Genomic DNA, 15,912 nt, shown 5'->3' with positions numbered 1-15,912 from the left:
GCTCCCTGCGTTCGCTCGCCATCGGGAGCAACGTGTATATCGCCCGGGGCGCGGGGGCGTCGGGGATTTGAGGAGTTCCTGAGCATCTACACGCATGTGGCCCGGGCCCACGACACACCGTCCCCGCATGCGGCACACTGGAGGTTTCCCCCGAGCCGAAAGGGCCCACGCGCGTGAGCGGACCCCTCATCGTCCAGAGCGACAAAACGCTCCTCCTCGAAGTCGACCACGAGCAGGCCGACGCCTGCCGTCGGGCCATCGCGCCGTTCGCCGAGCTGGAGCGGGCGCCCGAGCACATCCACACGTACCGGCTGACCCCGCTCGGGCTGTGGAACGCCCGCGCGGCCGGGCACGACGCCGAGCAGGTCGTGGACGCGCTCGTGACGTACTCCCGCTACCCCGTACCGCACGCGCTGCTCGTCGACATCGCCGAGACGATGGACCGCTACGGCCGCCTCACCCTGTCCAAGCACCCCGTGCACGGGCTCGTCCTGACGACGACGGACCGGCCCGTGCTGGAGGAGATCCTCCGGTCGAAGAAGGTCCAGCCCCTGGTGGGCGCCAGGATCGACCCGGACACCGTCGCCGTGCACCCCTCCGAGCGCGGCCAGGTCAAGCAGACGCTGCTCAAGCTCGGCTGGCCCGCCGAGGACCTCGCGGGGTACGTGGACGGCGAGGCGCACGCGATCGAGCTGGACGAGGACGGCTGGGCGCTGCGCCCGTACCAGCAGCAGGCCGTCGACGGGTTCTGGCACGGCGGGTCCGGCGTCGTCGTGCTCCCCTGCGGCGCGGGCAAGACCCTCGTCGGGGCGGGCGCGATGGCGCAGGCCAAGGCGACGACCCTCATCCTCGTCACGAACACCGTCTCCGCCCGGCAGTGGAAGCACGAGCTGGTGAAGCGGACCTCGCTGACCGAGGACGAGATCGGCGAGTACAGCGGGACGCGCAAGGAGATCCGGCCGGTCACGATCGCCACCTACCAGGTGCTGACGACCCGCCGCAAGGGCGTCTACCCGCACCTGGAGCTGTTCGACTCCCGCGACTGGGGGCTCGTGATCTACGACGAGGTGCACCTGCTCCCCGCCCCCGTCTTCAAGTTCACCGCCGACCTCCAGGCCCGCCGCCGCCTCGGTCTGACCGCGACGCTGGTCCGCGAGGACGGCCGCGAGTCGGACGTGTTCTCGCTCATCGGCCCCAAGCGGTTCGACGCGCCGTGGAAGGAGATCGAGGCGCAGGGCTACATCGCCCCGGCGGACTGCGTCGAGGTCCGGGTCAATCTCACGGACTCGGAGCGGCTCGCGTACGCGACCGCCGAGGCCGAGGAGAAGTACCGGTTCTGCGCGACGACCGCGACGAAGCGGAAGGTCACCGAGGCGCTGGTGCGCAAGCACAAGGGCGAGCAGACACTCGTCATCGGGCAGTACATCGACCAGCTGGACGAGCTGGGCGAGCATCTGGACGCCCCGGTGATCAAGGGCGAGACGAGCAACGCGCAGCGCGAGAAGCTGTTCGAGGCGTTCCGGCAGGGCGAGCTGAACGTGCTGGTGGTGTCGAAGGTGGCGAACTTCTCCATCGACCTGCCGGAGGCCACGGTCGCCATCCAGGTGTCGGGGACGTTCGGTTCGCGCCAGGAGGAGGCGCAGCGCCTGGGCCGGGTGCTGCGGCCGAAGGCCGACGGGCACGAGGCGCGGTTCTACTCGGTCGTCGCGCGCGACACGATCGACCAGGACTTCGCGGCCCACCGCCAGCGGTTCCTGGCCGAGCAGGGCTACGCGTACCGCATCGTGGACGCGGACGAGCTGCTGTCGGAGAGCTGAGGGAGGCGCGGGGGTGCGGTCAGCGGCGCCGCACCCCCGCCTCCTCCGCGTACTCGCCGAGGACGACGACCCCGAAGGCGGCCTGCGCGAAGACCTTCACGGCACGCAGGGCGCCGGAGGCGCGGTTGTGGGGGTGACCGGGGGCCGCGGTGGCGCCGGTCCTTCTCGGGTCAAGGGTGACGGTGCTCATGTATCCATGGTGCTCCGGACGGGTACGCCGGGGCGTCGCCCCGCAGACGGAAGCGCGACGCGGCCCGCGTACGCCTCCGGTCGCACGGCATCCCTTACGGGACGGACGGGCGCGACCCTCGGAGCCGTACGCACCCGGCACTGTCCACCGCGCCCCGTAAAACCATTCGCGCCCACTCCCCGCCCCCCGGTACACTCCCCGGTCTGCCCGCCTCCCGCACCGTGGTACCGGCCGCCCCCGAGGGGTCGTGCCGGCAGCCGGGGGAGCGCCGCCGACCGGACGGAAACCGGCCGACAACCGTACGCACGATCGATCCCCGAGCGGACCGCAACACCCCCCAGGGTGAAACGCGGTCCGTCGTCCTGCGTTGAATGCCGGAGGCAACACCGTGCCCGCGCACGAATTCGAGAGCGACACCACCACCGACCCCCTCGCCCATGAGCGCGCCCATCTCGCGGCGTCCCGCGCCGCGCTGCGCGCCATGCGGGAGGACGCCCAGAACCTCGACATCCGCGACGTCACCGCGAACTGGGTGAACGCGGCGGTGCTCCAGGCGCAGATCGACGAGCGGATCAAGTCGCTCGCGGACCTGGCGCACACCCCGCTGTTCTTCGGGCGCCTGGACTATCTGCACGTCGTCGGGGCGGAGCAGGCCGAGGGGGCGGAGGGCGAGCAGTTCTACATCGGGCGCCGCCATGTGCACGACGCCGTGGGCGACCCGATGGTGATCGACTGGCGCGCCCCGGTCTCCCAGCCGTTCTACCGGGCATCGCGCAAGGACCCGCTGGACGTCGGCCGCAGGCGCCGCTTCGGTTACACGGGCGGCGACCTCACCGCGTACGAGGACGAGCACCTGACCGACCCCGCCGAGGCGGAGCAGACGAGCAAGCTGCTCCAGGCGGAGATCGAGCGCCCCCGCGTCGGGCCGATGCGGGACATCGTGGCGACGATCCAGCCGGAGCAGGACGAGATCGTCCGCAGCGAGCTGGGCGGCACGGTCTGCGTGCAGGGAGGGCCCGGCACCGGGAAGACCGCCGTGGGCCTGCACCGGGTCGCGTATCTGCTGTACGCGCACCGCGAGCGCCTGGCCCGCACCGGCACCCTGGTCGTCGGCCCGAACCGCTCGTTCCTGCACTACATCGAGCAGGTGCTCCCGGCCCTCGGCGAGCTGGAGGTCAAGCAGGCGACCGTCGAGGACCTGGTGACCGCGCAGATCGAGGTCAGGGGCACGGACGAGGCCCCGGCCGCCGTCGTGAAGGGCGACGCCCGTATGGCGGAGGTGCTGCGGCGGGCCCTGCGGTCGCACGTGACGCCGCCGACCGAGCCGGTGATGGTGGTGCGCGGCTCGCGGCGCTGGCGCGTTCCGGCGTACGAGATCGAGGAGATGGTCCAGGAGCTGCTGGCCCGGGACATGCGCTACGGCGCCGCGCACGAGGCGCTGCCCCAGCGCATCGCGCACGCGGTCCTGGTGCGGATGGAGCAGGCGGGCGAGGCGCCCGACGACCGGGTGCAGAATTCCGTGGCCCGCAACCCCGCCGTGAAGGCGGCCGTCAAGGCGATCTGGCCGGCCGTCGATCCGGCGAAACTGGTCCTGCGGCTGCTGTCCGACGCGGAATTCCTGGCGGAGCACGCGCAGGGGCTGCTGTCCGAGGACGAGCAGAAGGCGATCCTGTGGACCAGGCCGGCCCGCAGCGTGAAGACCGCCAAGTGGTCGGCGGCGGACGCGGTGCTGATCGACGAGGCGGCCGACCTGGTGTCCCGTACGCACTCGCTCGGCCATGTCGTGATCGACGAGGCGCAGGACCTCTCCCCCATGCAGTACCGCGCGGTCGGCCGCCGCTGCTCGACCGGTTCGGCCACCGTCCTCGGCGACCTGGCCCAGGGCACGACGCCGTGGTCGACGCAGAGCTGGGAGCAGGCGCTGCACCACCTGGGCAAGGCGGACGCGCTGGTGGAGGAGCTGACGGCCGGCTTCCGCGTGCCGCGCGACGTGATCGCGTACGCCTCCCGGCTGCTCCCGGTGATCTCACCCGGGCTGACGCCGGTGGAGTCGGTACGTGAGTCGCCGGGTTCGCTGTCCGTACGGGAGGTGGGCGCCGATGCCCTGGACTCGGCGGTCGTCGCGGCCTGCGAGGAGTCCCTGGTCCACGAGGGCTCGATCGGCCTGATCGCGGCCGACGCGCGCGTCCCGGCCCTGGCCGTCGCGCTGACGGCGGCCGGTCACACGTACCTCTCCCCCGGTCAGGAGACGACCGCCGAGACCCGGCTCACCCTGGTCCCGGCGTCGCTGGCGAAGGGCCTGGAGTACGACTACGTGGTGCTGGACGAACCGGCCGCCGTGGTCGACGGCGAACCGGACGAACGCACGGGCCTGCGCCGCCTGTACGTGGCGCTGACCCGTGCGGTCTCCGGCCTGACGGTGCTTCATGCCGCACCGCTGCCGGAGGAGTTGGCGTAACGAAGTGAACGGGGGCGGGGGGACCTTCGTCCACCCCCGCCCCCGCCCGGTCATCAACCGGCGGTGCAGGACCGCCCGTTCAGCTTCACCGTGCCCGGGTCGGCCGCCGGACCCGTGATGCTGCTGTTGAACCCGAAGTCCACGGAGGCCCCGGGCGCGATGGTCCGGTTCCAGGACAGCGGCGTCGCCGTCACCGTCCTGTCGAACTGGCTGATCTCCGCGCTCCACGTGTGGCTGAGCTTCTGGTCACCGGGCAGCAGCCAGGTCAGCGACCACGGGGTGACGGGCTCGGTGCCGGTGTTCTTCACCGTGACCGTGGTGGTCGAGCCGGTGTTCCACGGGTGCGAGGAGTACGTCACCGCGCAGGCGCGCTCCGGACCCGTGGCGTCGCCCGCGTCGTCCAGGTAGGAGGCGATGTAGGCCAGCGGGGCGTTCCAGTTGATGGCGACCTCGTTGGTGGCGTACGAGCCGTTGTCGTCGAGGTAGCACATCGCGGCCGCGCACCCCTTGAGCTTCGAGGCGGCCTCCGGGTCGCCCGAGGTCGGGGCGGTCAGGTTGGGCCCGCCCGCGAGGGACCCGGCCGGCGGGTGCGGCAGGGACGGGTCGGACTCGTGGGCCCAGAACCGGTGGTGCTGGTTCTGCGAGTACCGCTCGCCGTAGCCGGTGACGTACGACTGGTTGAGCGGGTTGCGCCCGAACAGGTAGTCCGCGCCGCGCAGCACGGCGTCGCGGTAACCGGTCTCACCGGTGAGGTCGGCGGCCGCCGCCATCACGATCATGTTGTTCAGGACCTGGCTGTTGGAACCCCAGGCGTAGTTCTGGTCCTTGGGCGCGTACGGCACGCCGTACAGCTGGTCCTCGGTCTGCGCCTTGTAGCGGTCGGCGGCCGTCGTCACGACGTTCCGCACGTCCGCGAGCTGGGCGGCCGTCAGGTCGTTCGGGACCGTGGCCAGGGTCAGCACGCCGAGCCCGGCGGTGCCGCCCCACCAGATGCCGCCGTCGGCGGGGAAGGCCGCGTCCACGTCCCCGTGCAGCGGCGAGTCCAGCAGCGCCTGCCGGTACGTGTCCTTGCCCGTGGTGGTGAACAGCTCGGCGGCGGCCCAGTAGAACTCGTCGCGCACGTCGTTGTCCTCGTACGTCCCGCCCCCGACGCCGTCCGCCGGGCTGGCGAGCACGTCCGGGTGCGCCTTCGCGGCGGCCCACGCCGTCTCGGCGGCGGTACGGCACGTGGCGGCGAACTCCGCGTCGAACGGGGCGTACAGCCGGGCGCACTGGGCGGCCGTGGCGGCGAGGTTCAGGGTCGCGGCGGTCGTCGGCGGGTGCAGTTCACGCTGCTCCGGGTCGAGTTCGGGCCGCATCGGCAGACCGGTCCAGTTGGCGTCGTGCACCTTGTGGTGGACCATGCCCGCCAGCGGCTCCCCGGCCGGGACCTGCATGCGCATCAGGAAGTCCAGCTCCCAGCGCGCCTCGTCGAGGATGTCCGGCACGTCGTTGCCGTGCTCGGGCACCCGCAGCGCGCCGTCGCCCAGCTCGGCGGACTCCGCGCCGTCGGCGGTCAGCGTGCGCTCGTAGGTGTCCATCAGCTCGGCGACCGCGATGCCGCCGTTCACGACGTACTTGCCGTGGTCCCCGGCGTCGTACCACCCGCCGCGCACGTCGAGCCGGTAGTCGCAGACGTCCGCCTGGCACGGCACGTCCGTGTCGCCCTTGTTCGGCGCGACTCCGAGGTGCCCGGCCGGGCGCGCGTACTCCTCGCCGACCAGGTCCGCGTCGATCGCGATGCCGCTGCGGTTCTGGTAGAAGTACGCGAGCGAGTCGGACCGGAGGCTGTCGTACAGGTCCGCCCGGATCGAGAAGGGCTCGCTGACCTGCCCGTCCGCCTCGATCGTGAAGCCGTCGCCGGTGGCGGTGGCGTCGCTGAAGTCGAAGGTGTGCACGTTCTGCCGCGAGGTCGGGTCCTCGCCGCCGGGCGTGGTCGTCCCGCTCGCGACGGCCGTCCCGTCGGCCGCCTTCAGCGTCCACGGCAGCGGGTCGGTCGCATCGGTGACCAGGGTGCCGTTCTTGGGCCCCTTGGGCAGATAGCCGACCTGGTTGACGCGGACGGGCGAGCCGGTGTCGGGCACGTACACGGGCGGCTCGGCGCCCCCGCGCAGCGACACGTCGTCCACGCAGAAGGTCGCCGCCTCCGCTCCCCCGCCGACCTGGAAGGCCACCTGCGCCCCGTCCAGGTCCGCTGCGGCGGTGAACACGTGCGTGTAGGTGGTCGCCTCGGCGCCGATGTGGTCGGTCGCGGAGAGGTCGGTGGTGTACGGCTCCGTAGCCATCTGCACGTTCGTGTGGATGGACAGCGGTACGGTCGAACTCGCCGTGTACGACAGCGTGTACGCCTCACCCGCGACGAGCGGGATGTCGTTCTGCCCGATGATCGCGTCCCACGGGTTGGCGGTCCCGCCCGGTACGTCGGCGCACAGCCGCCCGTCCACGACGGCGACGGGCGCGTTGGCCGTGGACCACCAGGGCGCGGTCCCCGCGGAGAAGTCACCGTTGGTGATCTGCTCCGGAGCGGGGTCGCCGTCGGCGGCGACGGCACCGGGTGCGGTGAGGATGCCGCCGCAGAGGGCGGCGACGGCCAGAACACCGAGCGCGCGGCGTCTGCGCCGGACGGAGGACGGGGGCGGGGAGGCGTTCACCAGGGGCCTTTCGTCGTGGGGACGGAAGAATGATGGGAGCGCTCCCACGACGAACGGGCATGCCGGGGAGGCGCGCCATGGGAGCGTTCCCATCACCGCGAGGCCATTGTGGGACGAGGGGCGCCGGTTGCGCCAGGGTCATGACAGGCTGGCGTTCCGTCACGGAGGATTCGAGGTCCGCCGGCCATTTCAGCCCCTCCGGCGCCTACCGCCCCTATGCACGCCCCGTGCCAGGGCTCAATGGGTGGGGGCAGGGTGCAACATCGCCGCGACTCCGACGTCCGAGGGGACGTAGCCGACGCCTCGCAGGACGGCGGCGGGGACTCCACGACCGCGCTGCCCGAGGATGATTCCGGCTGCTGCGGCAACCATGTCGGTAAAGGTCTCTTCCTGACGTTTGCCGTCGTGCTCGGTAAGTCGCAGGGGTGCGACTCCGGCGGCGCCGATGGAGATGCAGGTGGCGCCGCGGCGGTCGGCGCGGCCGTCGGAGTCGGCGATGACGACCGCGACGTCCGCGCCGGTGTGGGCGACCAAGGCGTCGCGCAGGGCGCGGGCGGAAGCGTCGGGGTCCACGGGCAGCAGCCAGGCCCCTTCGTCTCCTGCCCGGTCGATTCCGGCCGATGTCAGCACGTGGCCGAGGTGGTGTCGGGCGATGATCGGGCCGCGTTCGGTCGCGAGGAAGTGCTCGGTGGAGTGGTCCAGGATGAGCTGGACAACGGCGGCGGGCTTGCCCGTCCGGGCTGACAGGTCCAGGGCCTCGGCGGAGGGGGTGACGTCGGCCAGGTCGACGTAGCGCTTCTCCGCGATCGAGACGACCTTGCTGGCGACCACGACCACGTCTCCGTCCAGCAGGGTGGTGCCGGTCCGGGAGAGCACGTCGGTGATCGCGCTCGCGACGTCGTCGCCGGGCCGGACTTCGGGAAAGGGCTCCAGGGCGAACGCGGAGAATCCGGAAGTGGGGGACGGTGCGGTGGTCATGGTGCTCCTGCCGTGGGGTTGAGGGCGGCGCATAGGCAGTTGTGTGCGGCGGTGAGTATCCGGGCTCGCTGCCGGGGAGTGGCGTGCTGTGCGCTGGTGAGCCAGGCACGGACGCGGCGCACGTAGTGCGGCCACAGTCGGACGGCTGCTTCGGTCGGCGGCGTCCCGGAGGTGACGGCCCGCCAGCCTCCGGCGAGGTGGTGCGGCCAGGCATCGTCATCGTATCCGCCGGGGGCGGGGTCGAGGCCGTTGAGCACAGTCACCATCTCTCGGACCCTGCCGGGGGGCAGGGCCCGGTCGGTCGCGCGGTAGAGGTCCGTACTGCTGCGGGCCGGTGCGGGCGGCAGCGGCCACGTCGCGGTCAGGTGCAGCAGGACCGGCACGGCTTGGTGGTAGATCGCCGGGAGGTGATCGAAGGACCCCGCATGGCGCTTGGGTCCCGTGACCCGAACTGAGGTGACGGGGCCGGTCGTGGCGGCGGTCAGGAGCAGGAACGCATCGATCCCGTATCCGGCGACGCACCGCGCGAGTTCGTCAGGTAGTTCGGCTGCGGCCTGTTGGGCTACGGCGAGGACTCGACCGGAGACAGCGAGGTCGCCGGCGAGTGGTTGTGGGACGTCGAGCCCGGTGGCGGCGGCGATCAGCGGCCGGGCCACATGGTTGGTCAAATTGGCCTCATCCCAGTACCGGGGGTAGTCGGCTATCGCGAGGGCCGCCCCGGCACGGACCTGGTCGAGAAGCGCACGGTAGACAGCCGGCTCCGGGGCATGGGTGTCGGTGTCGGCAATCAGCACCGCATCGGCTTCCACAAGCTCCGGACGCTGGAGCGCGGCGAGGATCTGCGCGCCCTTGCCGCGCTCCAGCCCGGTCAGCACGAGCGTTTTCGCACGGGTGGGTGTGGTCGCGAAGGCCGCGGCCGTGTCGGGGCCGTCGGACGAGTCGGCGTGCACGATCACCCCGTGCATGTCGTTCAGCGCGAGGTCCACGGCGGTGGTGACGGCGGAGATCGTCAACGGCTCGTTCCGGCTGGGCAGGATCGCGGCGGCGGGCATCGGGCTCACATGTACCTCTTGGTGATCAGGTCGGCTGCGGTTCGCGCGTCGGGGGCGTACAAGTAGCTGTACGGGTGCTGTTCGAGGCGGGTGATCAGGTGGGTGCGCCAGCGAGCGAGCGATGGGTCGTCCAGCGGCCAGACCGGTCCGTACGGGGCGCAGACGGGGCCGGTCAGCGGGGTGGGGAGTCCGCTGATGTAGCGGGCCAGGGCCTCGTGGAGCCGCAACTGCTCGTTCGGTGAGAACGGGGTGGCCAAAGCCAGGAGCGGGCCCGGAACGGCGGGGTGGACGGTCAGACGGATGACGCCCGCGAGCGGTACGGGGACGTGGAGGAAAGGCGTCAGGGTGATGACCGGCTTCGGGGCCTGCCACAGGGCGGGGTCGGCCGGGCGGACGGCGGCGGTCGGCTTCCCGGGGAAGATCAGCAGGTCCGGCCCGGCTTCAACCAGGACGGTCAGGTCGTCGCCGGCGTGCGTCCAGCCCCGTGCGCCGAGGGCCAGGGTCACGCTGGTCTTGCCCGCACCCTTGTTCCCCAGCAGGAGGATGCCCTGCCCGCTCGGGGTGACCGCGGCGTTGGCGTGGAGGGTGAGGATCTGCCGCTGCTGGCGGGCACGTTCGAGCGCGGTGTAGGTGACGTACGCGAGGGTCGAGGTGCGGGCGGCCTGGTGGGGCAGGTTCAGGTGCACGGTCTGCCCGTGCACGCGGACGGCTGGCTCGGGGCCGGTGTCGGACACGGTGAGCACCGGGCCGTCGGGGAGTCCGGCGACCGGTGGCAGGGTGGGGTGCCAGCCGCCGGGGAGCCGGTCGGCCGCCGTGACGGCCGGGCCCGTGTCCAGCCCCGGCGGGAGTTCCAGCGTGGCGGTGAGGTGGCCGGTCGTCACGGCGGCCCTGGTCATGACAGCGTCGGTGCGTCGAGTTCGGCCAGCAGCTCGGGGACCGGCAGCAGGGCGGGCAAGTAGCGCTGGTGCTCGACGAGGTCGGGCACCCAGTCCGTGCGCTGGAGCACCTCGCGGACCACGTCGGCGTGCGCCGGGTCGGTATGCGCGGCCTCGATGTCGCGGGAGGCCGGTTCGGGGTAGGGGTCGCCGTTGCGCCACATCACCGCGACGCGGCACGGAGCGCCGGTCTTCTCGGCCAGCGCGCGGCTCGCCTCGTCCACGAGCCAGCCGCCGACCTTCCCGACGTGGTAGGCGGGGTTCTTCCCGAACAGGACCTCGTTGCCGGCCTGCTGGCCCGGCGTGATCAGGCCGGACCGGGCGTTGCCGCGTCCGACGAGTCCGTCCTCGCCGTAGTCGATGGCCGACCCGGACACGGTGAAGTACTGCCCGGACAGCGGACCGGTGCGGGTGTTGCGGGTGTTGCAGACCACCGTCACCGGCCCTTCGATGCGCTCACGCAGCTGCGCGGTGAGGGTCCGGGCGGTGTCGGTGACCGCGTCATCGAGCTCGGCGCTGCCGGCCAGGTGCCCGGCGACGGCCGGGACGCACACCGTGATGGTCAGGGCTCGGCCGTTGCGGATGACCAGGGCCTTGATGTCGCTTCCGGCCCAGGGCTGACGGCGGAACCACGCCTCTGCGAGCAGCGCGACGGTTTCGGCCGTGGTGCGCGGTGCGGTGCCGACGAGGAACGCGGTGTCGTTGGAGAAGGCCCTCGGCCGCTCCGGCAGGTCCTCCAGCCCGCGCGGGGCGAACCAGTACGGGAACTTCGAAGAGTCCGTCGTCTCGTGGCGGGCGGCCCAGGTGATGCGCTCGTACCCGGGGAGCGCGGTGCGCAGCTGCTCGGCGGCGGCGCCCTCCAGGATCTCGCGCACCGGGATCACCCGGCCGTTGAACGTCGTGGAGATCCGGCCGCCGAAGACGACGCGTACGGGGCGGTCGTACGTGCCGTCCGTGTCGCCGAAGCGGGCGCGGCCGCCGAGGACGGCGACCTTGTCGAGGTTGTGGTGGAGGATCGCGCCGAACTGTGCCAGGCAGTACTGGCTGTAGCGGATGGAGGCGAGCTCGGCGATGCCGTCGGCCAGGGTGTCGGGGTGTCCGATGCCCTTGCGCTCGACAACCTCGACGTCGAGGTCATGAGGCGGTGCGGCCCTCAGGAACGGTGCGCGCGGTGCGGTAGGCATGGTCGATGACCTCCAGGGTGCGGCGGAGCTCGGACAGCGGGAACAGGCAGGGGTGGAGCGGGCCGGCATCGTCGGGCAGGGCGCGGTACATGGCCAGGCGCAGCGCCCGGTCGTCGGGCGCGGAATGCGGGCGGCCAAGCCCGATTTCGAGGTTCCGGCCGCGTACGTGCAGTTCCTGGCCGCCGTCGAGGTGGAGGGTGACGTCGTGGCTTCGGGGCTCGTCGCTGTCAACCCGAGCCTCCACCGTCAGCACGGCCCCGCTCTCGAAGAGGACCGTGGCGGTGACGCGGTCCTCGGACTCACCCCACTGCCGCACGCGGCGCACTTCGGCCGTGGAGGACCTGACGGGCCCCGGCGGCAGGAGGCGCAGCGCGAGCGCCAGGCCGTGGATGGCCTGCTGGTGCAGGATGCCGCCCGCGGTCGCGTACCGGGTGCGCCAGTCCCGGTAGTAACCGCGGTCTCGGCGGCACACCAGTCGCACCGCGGCCCGGCGGGCCGTCGGGGTCTGGCTGAGGAGCCAGGCCAGGCCGGGGGCGAAGTGCGGCTGGAAGGCGACGTAGATCCGGCGGTCCTCCTCCTCGGCCGGCCGAAGGTCTGCGGGGGTGAGGGTGGCCGGCTTCTCCACCAGGACGACCGCCCCGGTCCGGGCGGCCGCGCGGGCCGCCACCAGCGCGGAGCCCGGCGGGGTGGCCACCACAACCACATCGGGTGCGTACTCCTTCAGCGCCATCTCCCAGCCGGCGACCAGCGGGACACCGGAGGGAGGCTTGGCGACCGGCGACGGGTCGGCGACCGCCACCAGGTCCAGCCCGTCGGCGCGGGTGAGGGCATCGGCGTGCTTGGCGCCGACCTCGCCGCAGCCGATGAGCAGCACCCGCCTCACGCCAGGCCGCCCGGTACCGTCGCGCGGAGGAACGCGGCGCCGCGCGTCAGCGCCTGGCCCGGCGTCTCGCGCACGTGGGTCTCCAGTGCGTACGGCAGCCCCGGCCGCGCCCGGTGCAGGGCGGGCAGCAGCTCCCGGTACGGCACGGCGCCGGTGCCCGCCGCGACGAAGTCCTTCATGCCGTCGTCGCGGGGTCGGTAGTCCTTGATGTGGACGTACTCCGTGTACGGGGCGAGCGCGTCCACCGCCTCGGCGGTGCCGTAGCCGACCTCGAACAGGTTCCCCAGGTCGAGCCACAGCCCCAGCCCGGGGTGCGCCTGGAGGACATCGAGGAGCGAGGCCGGCTCGTGGACCGTGCACACCGGCTCGTTCTCCAGAAGCAGCCGAACCCCTGCCCGTTCCGCGGCCTTGAGGGCGTACGGCAGCAGCGGGTCGTCGCGGAAGGTCTCCGTCTGCTCGCCCACGGACAGGTGCGAGAAGACGCGGACCCGGTCCGTACCGAGAAGGCCGGCGACCGTGAGCGCCCGGTCCACCCACCGCTCCCGGTCCTCGGCGCGAATTTGGGTGGGGAAGCCGAAGGAGTCGACTCGGCCCGGGGCGGCTTCGGAGCGACACCACTTCCACAGCGGGGACGCCAGCGCCGCCACCCGAAGGCCCCGCTCGTCGGCCAACTGCCGGATGTGGCGCAGTTGCTGGTCATCCAGCACGAGCGCGTTCGATCCGTAGGCGGTGCGGATCTCCAGGTGGTGCACGCCGAGGGCCAGGGCCAGGTCCATGCCGACGGCGGGGTCCTGGCCCAGCTCGTCGGGGTTGAGCACGGTGAATCCCTGCACAGGGGTCTCCTTGTCGATGCTGCGGGTGGGACAGGAAGGCCGCGCGCCCCGCCGGATGTGGGACGCGCGGCCGGGGGCTGGGACTACCGGCCGCCGCCGGGCGGGGGCGGCGTGGGGATCGGCCCCGGCGGGGGCGGCGGAGGGCCCGGCTCGGGCGGGTTCGGCCGCATGGGAACTCCTTCGACAGTGGTAGCCCAACATCCGTTCGGATGAAGGGTTATGTGTGGGCATGCACAGTTGTGCGCCCGGCAGGGAGGGGGCCCACCGCCCTGCCGGACATGACTAACAGTCAAGCGGCGGTCACTGATCGTCGGTACGGTTGCAGCCGACGGATGGGTATACGAGGTATACGAGGGGGCTGTCATGACCCAGCGCTTACCGAACGAAAAGCTGCGGGCCGCCATCGCGGAGTCGGGATGGACCTACGCCGGTGTCGCGCAGGCTGTCCGCCAAGTCGCGGCAGAAGCAGGCCAGATCCTGCGAACGAACAAGTCGGCGGTGGATCACTGGATCGCGGGGGCTGTGCCTTCCGGGCAGACGCGCCGCTACCTGACGGTCGCCCTCTCCCGCCGCCTCGGCAGGGCGCTCTCTCCCGAGGACCTGGGCCTGCCGGTGCCGCCGGGCTGGGGCAGTGACAGCATCGGACTGTCCATCGGCGACGACCCGTTGGACGCTCTGATGCCGATCTGGAGGGGTGACTTGGACCGCCGAGGCTTTCTGTCCGGCGCCGCGTACTCGGTCGCGGCCGCCGTTCTACCGTTGGAGCACGTCGCCGACATCGCGTCCCGCGCCTCGAAGGCCCGGACCGGGGCCCGCGTCGGGCACGCGGACGTAGCAGCGGTGCGAGACATGATCACCATGTTCGCGGTGATGGACGAGCGTCACGGCGGCCAGCACGGCCGGTCCGCGCTGGTGCAGTACCTGATGACCGATGTCGCGACCCTGTGCCGGGGCCGGTTCACCTTCGAGGACGACCACCAGCAGATGCTTTCGGCCGCCGCCGTCGGCGTGCACCAGGCCGGGTGGCGGGCCTACGACGGAGGCGAACAGGGCCTCGCCCAGAGGTACTACCTCCAGTCGTACGCCTTGGCCCAGGAGTCCGGGATCACCGGTCACAGCGCCTTCGTCATGCGGACGATGTCGCAGCAGGGCATGAAACTCCGCCGCCCCGAGCACTGCCTCGCGCTGGCCGCCTCCGCCGTCGACCGCGTCCACGGGCGGGTCGATACCCAGACCGAGGCGCTGTTCGCCGTCACGCACGCCCACGCCCTCGCCAAGTCCGGCCAGCGGCAGGAGGCCGTACGGGAGGTGGAGCGGGCCCGTACGGCGCTGGGCGCGGCCAAGGGGGACGAGGTGCCGTTCTGGGCGCTCTCGTGGGGGCCGCCGGCCGCGACCGTTCACAGCCGGACAGCCAAGGTCTGGGAGACACTCGGCGACCGGGCGAAGGCGGCGGCGCTGTACGGGGCGGCCGCAGCCAGCCGACCGCCCGGCACGTACGCCCGGATTGCCGCCCTGGACCTGGTCGCGCAGGCCGAGATGCAGGCCGCCGGGGGCCGCATTGAGCAGGCATGCACCACCTGGGGGCGGGCGATGGACCACATGGCGGGTGTTCAGTCCGGGCGTACCAGAAAGGCCGTCGGCAACATGCGCCGCGACCTCACCCGCTTCCGCGCACGTGGACTGCGGTGCGCCATCGAGCTGGACGAACGAGCACGCACATACCTCAGCGATCGCCGGTAAGTCCTTCGCGCCCGCACGGCGGGCGAATGCTCACCCGCCCTTGCTCCGCTCCGGCGAATTGGCGCTAGGGGGCAGCCCGCAAAATCAGCCCCTCCGGCGCTTGAGGAGCAGGGGTCCGGGGGCAGCGCCCCCGCGACGGCAACGCGCAACGGGCGTACCCGGCGGCACCACACCACCCCCCGGCCCCGCGCCCAGCGGCCCCACGCCTAGCGGTCCAGCACGTCCCGCCACTCCCGCACCGCATCCGCGTCCACCGGCCCGGACCAGCCGCCCGGCCGCGCGGCGCCCCCGATGTGGACGGCGTCGATCCCCGCGTCCAGGAGCGCCGGCAGGTGCTCCAGGCGGAGGCCGCCCCCGACGAGAATCCGCGGCTCGTACCCCGGCTCGCCCGCCCGCCCCGCCTCGGCCACCAACGTGGGTATCCCCGCGTCCACCCCGGCCGCCGCCCCGGCCGTCAGATACGTGTCCAGCCCCGGCAGATCCGCGAGCGCCTTGCGCAGCGCGTCCCGGTCGCCCGCCCGGTCGATCGCCCGGTGGAACGTCCACCGGCAGCCGTCCAGCACGGCGACGAGCCGCTCGACCGCGACCAGGTCCGGGTTTCCGTCCGCGTCCAGGAAGCCGAGCACGAACTCCTCCGCGCCCTCGGACCGCAGCTCACGGGCCTTGCGTACGAGCACGTCGATGTCACCGGCCGCGAAGCCGTCGGCGACCCTGAGCATCACCCGCAGCGGAATGTCCACCGCGGCGCGGATCGCCGCGAAGGTCGCGCAGGACGGGGTGAGGCCGTCCGCCGCCATGTCGGTGACCAGCTCAAGCCGGTCCGCACCACCCGCCTGGGCGGCGACCGCGTCCTCCGCGTCGAGAGCGATCACCTCCAGGACTGCACGGTTGCTCATGGGAACCCAATCCTCCAGGAAGCAGCTATAGGTCTAGTCCAATGGCCAGCCTACGGGGCGGTAGACCCAGGGCGCAGCCCTGACCGTGAACGTGAAGATACGCGAGGCCGAACGGACGCCAGGCGACCGACCGGCACGCCCCGCGCACCCCGCAGAGGATCACTCTTGCTTCGGGATAGGGGGTGGGGGTATACATGGTCGGAGGGAGATACCCCCAGGGGGTACCCGAAACGGGGTACCCTGGACCACGAGGAGG

At 72.3% G+C, this 15,912-nt stretch carries 12 protein-coding genes; 3 read left to right on the top strand and 9 right to left on the bottom strand.

Going from position 1 to position 15,912, the window contains the following annotated elements; all coding sequences use genetic code 11:
• Positions 1-173 precede the first annotated feature (173 nt).
• Positions 174-1,817: a DNA repair helicase XPB gene (locus ACLQ2N_RS23020; RefSeq protein ID WP_132902774.1), complete on the top strand. Its 1,644-nt coding sequence runs from the start codon at positions 174-176 to the stop codon at positions 1,815-1,817.
• A 19-nt stretch (positions 1,818-1,836) separates the two neighbouring features.
• Here ACLQ2N_RS23020 and ACLQ2N_RS23015 read toward each other — a convergent pair whose 3' ends face one another.
• The gene (locus ACLQ2N_RS23015; RefSeq protein WP_185992977.1) at positions 1,837-2,007 is read right to left on the bottom strand and encodes a hypothetical protein; all 171 of its coding nucleotides are present in this window, start codon (positions 2,005-2,007) and stop codon (positions 1,837-1,839) included.
• 388 nt (positions 2,008-2,395) lie between these two features.
• Here ACLQ2N_RS23015 and ACLQ2N_RS23010 point away from each other — a divergent pair, with 388 nt between their 5' ends.
• Positions 2,396-4,465 carry a HelD family protein gene (locus tag ACLQ2N_RS23010; RefSeq protein ID WP_425815953.1) on the top strand — a complete coding sequence of 690 codons (2,070 nt, stop codon included), beginning with the start codon at positions 2,396-2,398 and terminating at the stop codon, positions 4,463-4,465.
• A gap of 53 nt (positions 4,466-4,518) precedes the next feature.
• On the opposite strand, the gene ACLQ2N_RS23005 is transcribed toward ACLQ2N_RS23010, so the two are convergent.
• The 7 genes from ACLQ2N_RS23005 to ACLQ2N_RS22975 all read right to left on the bottom strand — a co-directional run bounded on the left by ACLQ2N_RS23005 (position 4,519) and on the right by ACLQ2N_RS22975 (position 13,020).
• Positions 4,519-7,155 carry a glycoside hydrolase family 9 protein gene (locus ACLQ2N_RS23005; RefSeq protein ID WP_425815951.1) on the bottom strand — a complete coding sequence of 879 codons (2,637 nt, stop codon included), beginning with the start codon at positions 7,153-7,155 and terminating at the stop codon, positions 4,519-4,521.
• A gap of 237 nt (positions 7,156-7,392) precedes the next feature.
• Complete coding sequence (locus tag ACLQ2N_RS23000) at positions 7,393-8,133, bottom strand: coenzyme F420-0:L-glutamate ligase (protein ID WP_425815949.1); 741 nt, start codon at positions 8,131-8,133, stop codon at positions 7,393-7,395.
• Positions 8,130-9,185, bottom strand: a complete 1,056-nt coding sequence (locus ACLQ2N_RS22995; RefSeq protein ID WP_425816273.1) for a hypothetical protein — start codon at positions 9,183-9,185, stop codon at positions 8,130-8,132. The genes ACLQ2N_RS23000 and ACLQ2N_RS22995 overlap by 4 nt, the downstream gene beginning before the upstream one ends.
• A gap of 5 nt (positions 9,186-9,190) precedes the next feature.
• Positions 9,191-10,081 carry a hypothetical protein gene (locus tag ACLQ2N_RS22990; protein ID WP_425815947.1) on the bottom strand — a complete coding sequence of 297 codons (891 nt, stop codon included), beginning with the start codon at positions 10,079-10,081 and terminating at the stop codon, positions 9,191-9,193.
• Positions 10,078-11,304 carry a methionine adenosyltransferase gene (locus ACLQ2N_RS22985; protein WP_425815945.1) on the bottom strand — a complete coding sequence of 409 codons (1,227 nt, stop codon included), beginning with the start codon at positions 11,302-11,304 and terminating at the stop codon, positions 10,078-10,080. Before ACLQ2N_RS22985 ends, ACLQ2N_RS22990 begins: the two co-directional genes overlap by 4 nt.
• Positions 11,255-12,187, bottom strand: coding sequence for a Gfo/Idh/MocA family protein (locus tag ACLQ2N_RS22980; protein WP_425815943.1), 933 nt, complete (start codon positions 12,185-12,187; stop codon positions 11,255-11,257). Before ACLQ2N_RS22980 ends, ACLQ2N_RS22985 begins: the two co-directional genes overlap by 50 nt.
• Positions 12,184-13,020: a sugar phosphate isomerase/epimerase family protein gene (locus tag ACLQ2N_RS22975; RefSeq protein ID WP_425815941.1), complete on the bottom strand. Its 837-nt coding sequence runs from the start codon at positions 13,018-13,020 to the stop codon at positions 12,184-12,186. The genes ACLQ2N_RS22980 and ACLQ2N_RS22975 overlap by 4 nt, the downstream gene beginning before the upstream one ends.
• A 363-nt stretch (positions 13,021-13,383) precedes the next feature.
• Here ACLQ2N_RS22975 and ACLQ2N_RS22970 point away from each other — a divergent pair, with 363 nt between their 5' ends.
• Positions 13,384-14,760, top strand: a complete 1,377-nt coding sequence (locus ACLQ2N_RS22970; protein ID WP_425815939.1) for a hypothetical protein — start codon at positions 13,384-13,386, stop codon at positions 14,758-14,760.
• A gap of 206 nt (positions 14,761-14,966) precedes the next feature.
• Here ACLQ2N_RS22970 and ACLQ2N_RS22965 read toward each other — a convergent pair whose 3' ends face one another.
• A complete protein-coding gene (locus tag ACLQ2N_RS22965; RefSeq protein WP_425815937.1) occupies positions 14,967-15,656 on the bottom strand; it encodes a copper homeostasis protein CutC in 690 nt (229 codons plus the stop codon).
• Between the last annotated feature and the right edge of the window lie 256 nt (positions 15,657-15,912).

It is taken from the genome of Streptomyces sp. DT224 (assembly GCF_049844595.1).
Lineage (GTDB): Bacteria > Actinomycetota > Actinomycetes > Streptomycetales > Streptomycetaceae > Streptomyces.
This window is presented reverse-complemented; position numbering and strand designations above follow the sequence as displayed.

What these genes read in the sequence shown, in the direction of transcription:
- ACLQ2N_RS23015 (WP_185992977.1), bottom strand. Translation starts at nt 2,007, where the DNA reads ATGAGCACCGTCACCCTTGACCCGAGAAGGACCGGCGCCACCGCGGCC.
- ACLQ2N_RS23000 (WP_425815949.1), bottom strand. Translation starts at nt 8,133, where the DNA reads ATGACCACCGCACCGTCCCCCACTTCCGGATTCTCCGCGTTCGCCCTG.
- ACLQ2N_RS22995 (WP_425816273.1), bottom strand. Translation starts at nt 9,185, where the DNA reads ATGCCCGCCGCCGCGATCCTGCCCAGCCGGAACGAGCCGTTGACGATC.
- ACLQ2N_RS22990 (WP_425815947.1), bottom strand. Translation starts at nt 10,081, where the DNA reads ATGACCAGGGCCGCCGTGACGACCGGCCACCTCACCGCCACGCTGGAA.
- ACLQ2N_RS22985 (WP_425815945.1), bottom strand. Translation starts at nt 11,304, where the DNA reads ATGCCTACCGCACCGCGCGCACCGTTCCTGAGGGCCGCACCGCCTCAT.
- ACLQ2N_RS22970 (WP_425815939.1), top strand. Translation starts at nt 13,384, where the DNA reads ATGACCCAGCGCTTACCGAACGAAAAGCTGCGGGCCGCCATCGCGGAG.
- ACLQ2N_RS22965 (WP_425815937.1), bottom strand. Translation starts at nt 15,656, where the DNA reads ATGAGCAACCGTGCAGTCCTGGAGGTGATCGCTCTCGACGCGGAGGAC.